The 10411-nt window shown below is 47.7% G+C and carries 5 protein-coding genes; 1 reads left to right on the top strand and 4 read right to left on the bottom strand.

Features of this window, described 5'->3' with window-relative positions:
* The 4 genes from J0895_RS11840 to J0895_RS11825 all read right to left on the bottom strand — a co-directional run.
* Nucleotides 1-3827 (bottom strand): PAS domain S-box protein (locus J0895_RS11840; RefSeq protein ID WP_207088292.1); only part of this gene is annotated, 3827 nt, incomplete at its 3' end.
* Nucleotides 3828-4106: 279 nt separating this feature from the next.
* Nucleotides 4107-4658, bottom strand: coding sequence for a Rab family GTPase (locus tag J0895_RS11835; RefSeq protein ID WP_207088291.1), 552 nt, complete (start codon nucleotides 4656-4658; stop codon nucleotides 4107-4109).
* 8 nt (nucleotides 4659-4666) lie between these two features.
* Nucleotides 4667-7528 (bottom strand): OmpA family protein, encoded by a 2862-nt coding sequence (locus J0895_RS11830; protein WP_242541229.1) that lies wholly within the window; start codon nucleotides 7526-7528, stop codon nucleotides 4667-4669.
* A gap of 85 nt (nucleotides 7529-7613) precedes the next feature.
* A complete protein-coding gene (locus J0895_RS11825) occupies nucleotides 7614-8222 on the bottom strand; it encodes a hypothetical protein (protein WP_207088290.1) in 609 nt (202 codons plus the stop codon).
* A 671-nt stretch (nucleotides 8223-8893) separates the two neighbouring features.
* Between J0895_RS11825 and gatB the strand changes: the two genes are divergently transcribed.
* Complete coding sequence (gene gatB, locus J0895_RS11820; protein WP_207088289.1) at nucleotides 8894-10378, top strand: Asp-tRNA(Asn)/Glu-tRNA(Gln) amidotransferase subunit GatB; 1485 nt, start codon at nucleotides 8894-8896, stop codon at nucleotides 10376-10378.
* Nucleotides 10379-10411: the final 33 nt, after the last annotated feature.

Genomic DNA, 10411 nt, shown 5'->3' with positions numbered 1-10411 from the left:
GTCAGGTTCATTAACACCTGACGCAGCCGAGTCGGGTCTCCGATTAAGGTTGGGGGAATCTGTGAGTCAACCAGGTACATTAATTCCAGTTGCTTACTTTGAGCCTGGATTGCCAGCAAGTCAATGGTTTCTTCGATACAGCCGCTTAAATTAAACTCGATGCGATCCAGGCGCATTTCCCCGGCTTCGAGTTTAGAAAAGTCAAGGATATCATTAATCAAAATTAGCAAATTTTGCCCGCTGGTTTTTAGGGTTTTGACAAAATCCTGCTGTTGGGAAGTGAGGGGAGTTTTTAAGAGTAAATCGGTCATGCCAATCACGCCATTCATGGGAGTTCTAATTTCATGACTCATGTTGGCGAGGAATTGAGATTTCATTCGGGAGGCTTGCAGGGCTTGTTCTCGGGCTTGGACTAATTCATTAATCACTTGAGTGACGATGATGATGCCCCCGATTTGATGTTCTGAGCAATACCAAGGTTGCACGGCCCAACGCAGATAAAGGTGTCTGCCGTCGCCGAGTTCAATAGATTCTTCCGGTCGGGAGAGGACTTCTCCTTGGAGAGCGCCCTGATGAATAGCCTTGATGTTTTCGGTTGCCGGTAACTGATCATAATAGGATTGTCCCAGGAGGGTTTGTCCCTCCAGTTGGTAATCTTTTAACCAACAGTTGCTATAGGCGAGATAGCGCATTTCATTATCAAACATGGCCATTGCTACCGGGGCATTGGTGATAATTTCTCGTAACTGTTGGCGTTCCTGTTCGCGGACTTGTTCGATGCGCTTGCGATCGGTAATATCGTTGAGAGAACCGGCGGTGCCAATGTAGTCATTGCGATCGCTAATATTTAAGCGTTTCTGAACTTCTACCCAGCGATAATTGCCATCTTTCGTGAGGAATCGGGCTTCGTGACGCACGGAATCTTGTTGGCTGTTGAGGAGGGCTTCAAAGGTTGTTAAAAAACTGGGGCGATCGTCAGGGTGAACGAAGGAGAGTAAAGGTTGTCCAAGACTTTCGGGAACGGTAAATCCAGTGATGTCGGTCCAAGCGGGGTTGAGGAAGGTTAAATAACCGCGTTTATCCCGTTGGAAAATAACTTCGCTTAAATTTTCGATGACGGAGCGATATTTGTTTTCGCTGGCGATCAGGGCGGCTTCGGTACGTTTGCGATCGCTAATATCCCGTTGAATGCTCGCCAAACAAATTGGCTGATCCCGTTCCGGATGTTTGACCAGAAATAAACTGGTTTCCATCTCGAAGCATTGGCCGGTTTTAAAGTGACGCAGGGTGGTTTCTCCCTGCCAATAGCCGGTTTCCATCACGGTGGGAATGGCTACCTCTTGATATTGCACCCTGGTTTCTGGGGTCAGGTAGTCAGACATTTTGGTTTGATAGACCTGTTCGAGGGAATCCAGTCCCACCCGGAGGCGACCCGCTTCGTTGAGGTAAATGCTTTTCCCTTCTAAGGTAGCTATGCCGATAAAGTCTTGGCTGTTCTCAACGAGGGCGACAAATTTGCGGCGTTCTTCTTCGGCTTGTTTGCGATCGGTGATGTCAGTATGGGAACCCGTCATCCGGATGCAGTTTCCGGCTTCGTCACACTGGGCTTGACCCCGAGTCAAAATCCATTTATATTCCCCGTTTTGGCTCCTAGCACGGTGTTCTTGGGAGTAGGAGGACCCGGTATTCGACAGGTGGGCTTGCATGGCTTGGCGGCAGGTTTCTAGGTCATCGGGATGAATGCGACTTTCCCACTCTTGAAAGGGATAAAATTGGTCTTGGGATTCATAGCCGAGCATTTCCTGACCGCGAGCGGAAAGGAAGACCCGATCGCATTTCAAATCCCAGTCCCAGATGCCATCGGAGGTGCCTTTGATGGCAAGCTGCCAGCGTTCTTCACTCCGGCGCAGGGCGGCTTCGGTTTTCTGGTGTTCGGCGATTTCGGCTTGCAGGCTGTTGAGGGTTTCTGATAGCTCTCGGGTGCGTTCTTGGACTCGGCGTTCTAATTCGTCATTGGCGCTCTTCAGGCCGTCTTCGGCCCATTTGCGTTGGAGTTCGGCGGCGGCGCGGGAGGCAAAGACCTTGAGAATGGCATGGGCTTCTGAGTCTACTTCTAGGGGTTTGTCATTGAGAATGCAGAGGTTTCCAATGGGCCGGTTCTGGGAGTCCAAGAGGGGAACCCCGAGATAGCCCACGGCATTGATGGTGGAAAGGGCTGGGGCGTTGGGAAACAGTTCCTGGAGGCGATCGCGGTAGTGGCAGAGTCGGCCTTCCTCAATGACGACTTCACAGGGGGTGTCGCACAGTTTATACTCGAAGTTGCTCTCTAGGCGATCGCCACCCCAAAAGGCTAAGGTTTTTAATTTTTTCTCTTCGGTTCCCTCTAGTTGGGAGAGCAAAACGTAGGGGACTTCCAGGGCGGTTGCCAGATGTTGCACTAACACGGGGAAGAATTCTTCTCCCGTGACGGCAGCAGTCCCGGAAATGATGTTCTGGAGCGCTTTTTCGGCTTGTTTCCGGGTTGTGATATCCTCAATAGCGACTACGGCCCCGAGGTTTTCTCCCTGAGCATTGACTAGGGCTTGTCCCCTAGCGAGTAGAATGCGCTTTTTGCCCGGTTTTGGGAGGATTTCCAGGGCCTGCTCACAAACTCGTTCTCCCTGCCATGCTCGATACAAGGGGGTCTGCTCAATGGGCATGGGGGTACTCTCGTCGGGATGGTAAAATTGAACTTGTTCCCCCCATTGGGTTACAGATAAGGGCTGTTCGGGCAATCCGTACATTTCTTGGCTGGCTCGGTTCAAGATGCTCACCATGCCATCGGCGTCACAAGCGACGATGCTGTCTTGGAGGTTATTGAGTAAGGCGTTGAGAAATTCTCGTTCTTTTTGCAAGGCGGCTTCGGCCCTTTGGCGATCGCCGATTTCGCTTTCGAGTTGGATGATGGTTTCTTGTAAGGTGCGGGTTCGTTCCTCTACTCGCTGGGCTAAGGCGGCATTCATTTTGGCGATCGCCTCCGCGTTCCGCTTCCGTTCGGTCAGATTCCGTCCGATATAGACGACTTCTTCGATTTCGTCGTCTTCGTTGCGGATTACCCCTCGGGAAAATCCGACCACAATATCTTCCCCTTTTTTTGTTCTACAAATGACCTCTACTTCAGATTTTTTTAGATAAAAAAGCTCTTCCTCTTTCCCCGAATAACTTCCCGAGGAAATTTTTTCTAATCGGTTAATATTCGGGATGATATCTTTTAAGGATTTACCAATTAACTCTAATTCGCTATAATTTAATAACTCCCAAGTTGCTTTGTTTACTTTTTTTATGAATCCATCTGAATTGCAAACCAGAATTGGATCGAGAGCCGTTTGAAAAATTTTATCTAATGCAGATTTAGCCGAGTTGAGTTTATTTAATAACAGATAAGCATCATTTTCTCTCTGGACGAAGGTTTGCCGTAAGACCATCCGTTCCGTGGCATCCCCAAAGAAAATGAATAGGCGATCGGGTGGATAGCTATCCTGGGAGTTGGCAACGATCCACAAATCCAGATACAAAAAACCCTCGCGATCGGAACAGCGATTGATGCCTTGTAATTCAAAACTATCACGGCGCCCTTCCAGGATATCGACCAACACCTGTTCCATGCCAATTAACTCGGGATATCCCCCTCTGGCATCCTGTCCCGCTTCAACCTGTTCGGGACTCTCGGCAAACCGATGCACTTGGGGGGATTTGTCTAAAATTATCCCATCTTGATTGACAATGAGATACTCTAAGCGGCGAGGGGCTAAAAGTTTTTCTAATAGGGGATTCATATCAGTCGTCATAGCTTTTTTGGTCCTCCTTCTCTATCATACGATAAGCGTTGGTACAGTGGAGAGAAGGCAACCGGGGCTCATTACCATCCCATCAGAGTCTCCAACCCAGGAATACTCCTCTTGCTTCTATAGCAATCCTAAATGATTTATGCCCTCACCCCCAACCCCCTTCGACCCCTTTGGGCCGCCTTATGTTGGGGGCCGCCGACGGATTCCACAACTGATAAAGGATCTGCTATAGACTGAACCGACCCCCGAAAAATCCCCCATCCGTTAATTTAAGATGAGTTAAGTTTTTACTAGGGTTTGAATTGCTAATTTATGGAAAATTTCGTCCACAAATTCTCCGGTTCGCGCTGAGGTGGAATAGATGCCTAAAACTAACTCAGATCCGGGAGAAACTCCGGATACAATGTCCTGACATAATTCCTTGAGTTTCGGGAGTTTTTCTGGTTCTACAAGGTCAGCTTTATTTAAGGCTATTATCAATGCACCTTTGGGATTGACCGATGCAAATAGCTTAATATGTTCGGCAACTCGTTCTATGGTTTCCGTGCGGGTGACATCGGCGATAATTAAAGCGCCGCCTGAACCTTGGAGATAGGAAGGGGCGATCGCCTTAAACTTGGTGTGTCCTTCCAAATCCCAAATCAATAACTGCATCCCAATTGGGTCAGATCCTGGTACTTTTTCCACTTGCAGAGGTTTCCGAGAAATTTTCACCCCGACAGTCGAGAGATATTGGTCGCTAAATTCCCGATCCACAAAGCGGCGAATTAAACTGGTTTTTCCGACCCCGAAATCCCCAATCATGCAGATTTTCTTAGAAATGGTTGACATAATACTAACTAATTTTCAGGTTCGGGTGTGATTGGCTCAAAAAGAACAACCCGCCCTAGTAATTTAGGTTGGCTGGAGTCTACGTTTTGAGGCGGGTTGCTATTCCCAACGGCCTCTAAACGAGTGGGTTGTACTCCTGATTGGATCAGGGCAGCTTGGACCGTTTGCGCTCGTTCTAGGGCTAACTGCTGGTTTCTAGTGGGAGACCCGGTGCGATCGCTATGACCGATGATCCTGAGATTTTTGTCAGGATATTGTTCGAGAAACTCCTTCAGGGTTGCCACAGTCTCTTGATAACTTGGATTTAACCGAGCCGAACCCGCATCAAAATAGATCTGAGTTTGAATCGTCACCGGGTCGAGTTTGAGGGTACTCACAACAGAGTTGACTCCAGGAATTTGCTCGAAACCTTGGACGATTTGGTTCCCCTGAGACATCTCTATGACGGTCCCAACTATGGTGACGGTTCGATTTAGGTAATTAGCAGTAATCTCTACCCCATTTCTCTGATTAAAAACCTCACTGACTCGCGCCACTTCACCTCGGACGAGGGTAGAATCCGGGGGGACATCAACGGCAATAATTTGATTGTCTAAGGTGCGATCGCCTGCCGCTTTTGCCGCAATTACTTCAGCCTGTTGACGTAATTCTGGATTCGGTAACTTTCCTGATAAGATGACATGGTTTCCCTGGGTCGTCACATCCAGCCGATAAACCGCTAATTCCGGGGCTGAACTCAACGCTCCAGCAACTTGAGACTGAATGCGTCGTTGGCCGGAACTATAGTAAAAGAAACTGACCCAAAATACCAGCATTAAGGTACAGCCACCTATAAACAGCCCCAATAATGCGTAAGGTTTTCCCTCGGTTTTTGGCGCGGTTGATTCTATGAGTTCCTCGACTAATTCTTGAATGCGAGGGGGAACATTAGCCGGGTCCCCATCAAATTCCTGAATCGGTTGCTCATAATCCAGGATGATAGTGGTGACTATTTTTTGCATTTTTTTGATGAAGGCTTTGCTCGGGTTGCCTTGAACAATCACCGCTAGATAGCAGTATCCCCCAACTTCCAAAATAATTTTGGAGTTCCCATATTCAACTTCGCTTAATTCAGAAATTTCTCCAGGTTTGACAATACAATCATTGACAAAACTGCGAATCGCTGTGAGCATTCCGGCGACCATTTCTGATTCTAGGCAGTAGTCCCCCTCTTTCTGGGCTTCAGCAATCACTAACCCGGAGGCTTTGTGAATTAAAAATACAGCTTGCACGACAGAGGGAATGGATTCTTTGAGAATCAGTTCGGCTTCAGAAACCCCCTGGATTTTAGCGCGAATTTTGCGTTCTACGCCCTTCACACTCAAGGTGTTAGATACTTTGTCGTTAATGGATTTAATCGCCTCGCTCATGTATTTGCTAATGGTATTCCCAATGACGGGATAGAGAGCATCTACCATTGCATCGCGTTCGAGGCGAATTTGTTCTTTGATGGTCCGTCCCATTTCTGGGGCTAAGACTTGGGCGATCAAGTTGCGATCGAGTCGGATTTGTTCTTTAATTGCCATTGCCATTTCTGGACCGAGGGCTTTGGCGACATCTTCTGGGCTATCTTTGATTTGTTGGGTAATAGCACTAGGAAGTAAGGAGGCGATCGCTGAACTCATGGCTCCTTTATTTTCCTGCGATCGGTTCTTAATCACTTCATCAATGATGGGAACCAATGCCTGGGCTACTTCTTCTTTGGAGTCGGTAATTTTTCGACTCAGAATTTCCGCAATCCAGGGTTTGAGGAGTTCAATCAGCTTTTGTGGGTCATAAATCTGACTTTCCAAAGATTGTAAGTTAGCGTTGGTTTTTACCAGCAATTCTCGCAGTCCGGGTAAGTCGTGTTCGCTCAAGGATTGCTTGAGGAGATCAAGCTCTGATAATTGCGACCCGAATAAAAGCTGCTGCAAACTTCCCATCGGATCGACGGTTTGTAATGAATCAGCACTCACCGGGTTAGTTGGCGAAGACTGTCCAGGGGTTTCTATTTTGAAAAGACTTTCTAATTGCTCCATTCCCGCTAATACCGCTTCGGTACCGGGAATAACCAGTGAGTTACTCTCATGTGAATAGGTTTGCAAAGTGGGCCATTTATCTTCTTCTGGCTCACTATTTTGAGGCTGAACCGGGCTTGATTTTTCCGATTCTGTCTTCGGTTCTGTTTCAACTAGACTAGAAATTTCAGGGGTTGGTTTAAGGTCTGGATTTGAATGGGATTCCGTTGAAAATCGTTCCTTTAAATGAGCATTAGAATTCCCCTGATGGGTGAGGTTATTTCCGTTTAAATCGGTGTTCTCGGGTTGGGTTAATTCAGGTTGGGTCTGCTGTTTTGCAGTGGCCGACTCCGGGTTGAGTTCAGAACCGTCGAGGAACTCATTTTCATGAGGAGAATGAGCCTTTTGGGTTATATCTTCCCTGGTTGTTGCTGATGAACTAGATCCGGCAGGGGTGGGTTTGTCTGCTACTTCTGCGATCGCATAATGATTAACGGTAATGGTCCGCCATTCAACGTTTTTGGGAGGTTGAGGAGAAGGGCGATCGCGTTTTTTGATAGCCCGATCGCGTCCGCCCTTTTCTACCGACTCCGCCGGTTTCCATTCCCGGCTTACGGTGCGATCGTCGATGAGCTTTTGTGAGGTTTCGTCATTGATTTGCTCGGACAATGGGACCTTTTTTACCGGTTTACCCCCAAGTGCTTCCACCAACACATCGCGCAAGTTCTCCAGGGGATCTGGCGCGGGTGTGATTTTTCCCCGATTTACGGTGTTTAAACACTCTTCTTTTTCGCTCTGCTTACCTTGCTTGAACTCTGACAAATCCATCATTATGCCCCCTGCCAACTCTCTTCATCCGTCGGTTATTCTGAGTCTAAAAAACCCTAGAATCAGCCCTGATTTTAATCGCCGTTATTTACTCTCCATTGCGGTGATCCGGTAAGAGCAGATCCGCCGTAATCTTAGTTTCAGCAGCTTCTCGCAGTTCCGGTGCAAACTCGGTTCCTTTGAGCCTCATCCCAATTTCAAATAAAATTTCGGCCATATCATCTCGGGCAATTTTTCCTTCTTTTAAGTTAGAAAAGCGCCGTTCGACTTCTTCAAACACTCGCTCTCGCAGAGTGTGAATATTCTCTTGATGGGTTTGTTTAATTTCTAGGATTTGTTCTCGAATAGATTTGGTTTGCTTATCCAGAGATTCATCCAAGGATTCAATAGTGTGAGAAATTTTGGCTTTGGTGCGTTCAAGCTGTTGCCGCACGTCGGTCAAATCTTCTTGGGTATTTAAACTCACGCTTTTAACTTTTTTCTCCACTGCCTCTACTGATCCTCGCATTTCGGTAGCGGAGAAATTTTTGACTTCCTCTATGCGATCGCGAAACTCTTTTTGTAACAAAATCAAGTTAGCCTCAATTTGCTCAAATCGATGATTATAGTCCCGGATCTGTGACCCGACAATAATCTCGCGAATCTGGTCAATATTGCCCAGCCGTTCTCTCATTTCATCGCGACTGAGTTCATTCATCGAAACACCTCTAGTTTGTGAATTAGGTTTTATCAATCAAATCTTACCGCTTTCAGAGCCATTTGACCATCACGGGAAAACACAGTTTTTGGGTTAGTGCCAATCCCTCGGACCTTAACTAGATAACCCCGTTCTTGACTATCTTTTTCGTCAGCGACTTCAGGGTTATCAATTCCCCTCTTTTTAGCGGGTACTCCAATTCAAGCAAACTTGGAGTATCCTCAGACGAGTTTGCGGGCAAAACCTTCGTAAATATTTACAATGGCTTAACCCACTCTCATTCACCCCCTTACCGTTGACGGGTCTGACCGCTGCCCTTAAATCAGAGTTTAAACGCCTGTTTTGAAGCTGTAGGTGGTCTGTTTTGCCGTCGTCGAGTTCTGTCCGGATTGCCCTTCCCCCTTCCAGGATTTACGGGAAGCTCGCCCTATTATCTCACAGCTTGGTCAAATTGTCAGTGATTCAATCATTATCTTCACGAAATTTACACTCGCTTAATTTTGCTTAATTCTTAATTAAAAATAATTTATATATAATTGGCAATGAGAGATTTTAATCAGGTCAACTGAGCGGGTGAATTCTGGATGATTCCGAGGTTCTATTCCAACAGGAGGCGTCTGTAAGGCTAAAATAAGAACGGTATTATTGCATAGTCGCTTATTTAAACCTTCATGACGCCTTCTGCACCCGTAACAACGAAGTACGAAGCGATAATCGGACTAGAAACCCATTGTCAGCTCAGTACCAAAACCAAGATTTTCTCGAATTCCTCTACAGCATTTGGGGCGCCACCCAATGCCCACATCGATCCGGTATGTATGGGATTGCCTGGGGTGTTGCCCGTTCTGAATCAAAAGGTCCTCGAATACGCCGTAAAAGCAGGACTGGCACTCAACTGCGAGATTGCGCCGTACAGTAAATTTGACCGCAAGCAGTATTTTTATCCAGATTTACCGAAAAACTATCAAATTTCTCAGTATGACTTGCCGATCGCCGAACATGGCTGCCTGGAAATCGAACTGGTAGACGAACAAGGAAATGCCACCCGTAAGCGGATCGGAATTACCCGTCTACACATGGAAGAAGATGCCGGAAAACTGGTTCATGCTGGCAGCGATCGCCTCTCCGGTTCCACCTACTCCCTGGTAGACTACAACCGCACCGGCATTCCCCTGATCGAAATCGTCAGCGAACCGGACCTGCGATCGGGACAAGAAGCGGCAGAATATGCCCAAGAACTGCAACGGATCGTCCGCTACCTCGGCGTTAGCGACGGCAATATGCAAGAAGGCTCCCTGCGCTGTGACGTGAACATTTCCGTGCGTCCCGTAGGACGAGAAGAATTCGGCGTCAAAGTCGAAATTAAAAACATGAACTCGTTTAGCGCCATCCAACGGGCGATCGAGCATGAAATCGAACGACAAATCGAAGCCATCAACAACGGCGAACCCATCTACCAAGAAACCCGCCTTTGGGAAGAAGGCAGCCAACGCACCATCAGTATGCGGAGTAAAGAAGGATCTAGCGATTATCGCTACTTCCCCGAACCGGATTTAGGACCGATAGAAGTCTCCTCCACCCAACTGGAACAGTGGAAATCCGAACTCCCCGAACTCCCCGCCCAAAAACGCCATCGTTACGAAACCGAAATCGGCTTATCCCCTTACGATGCGCGGGTGATCACCGATGAACGCGCCGTGGCGGAATATTTTGAAGCCACCCTCGCGGCAGGTGGGGATGCCAAACAAGCGGCAAACTGGATTCAAGGGGATATTACCGGCTATTTGAAAACTGAAAAGCTGAATATTACCGCGATCGCCCTGACTCCAGTCGCGTTGGCAGAACTTACCGGCTTAATTGCATCCGGGACCATCAGCGGCAAAATTGCCAAAGATATTTTACCGGAATTGCTCACCCAAGGCGGCTCACCGAAGCAATTGGTGGAAAGCAAAGGGTTAATTCAAATAAGCGATACTTCAGCCTTGGAAAAAATGATTGACGAGGCGATCGCCGCTCATCCCCAGGAAGTCGAATCCTACCGCAGCGGCAAAACCAAGCTCAAAGGCTTCTTTGTCGGACAAGTCATGAAACTCAGTGGCGGACGTGCGGATCCCAAGTTAACCAACCAATTGGTTGAGCAAAAGCTGAACGGGTGAGGGTCGTTGGTCGTTGGTCGTTGGTCGTTGGTC

Origin of the sequence: Phormidium pseudopriestleyi FRX01 (assembly GCF_017313335.1) — a bacterium.
Lineage (GTDB): Bacteria > Cyanobacteriota > Cyanobacteriia > Cyanobacteriales > Laspinemataceae > Laspinema > Laspinema pseudopriestleyi.
The sequence above is the reverse complement of the archived record's forward strand: the minus strand, read 5'-3'. Positions and strand labels throughout refer to the sequence as shown.

Bases quoted from the DNA above. Each gene is read 5' to 3' on its own strand.
- gatB (WP_207088289.1), top strand. From the start codon at position 8,894: ATGACGCCTTCTGCACCCGTAACAACGAAGTACGAAGCGATAATCGGA.
- J0895_RS11830 (WP_242541229.1), bottom strand. From the start codon at position 7,528: ATGATGGATTTGTCAGAGTTCAAGCAAGGTAAGCAGAGCGAAAAAGAA.
- J0895_RS11835 (WP_207088291.1), bottom strand. From the start codon at position 4,658: ATGTCAACCATTTCTAAGAAAATCTGCATGATTGGGGATTTCGGGGTC.
- J0895_RS11825 (WP_207088290.1), bottom strand. From the start codon at position 8,222: ATGAATGAACTCAGTCGCGATGAAATGAGAGAACGGCTGGGCAATATT.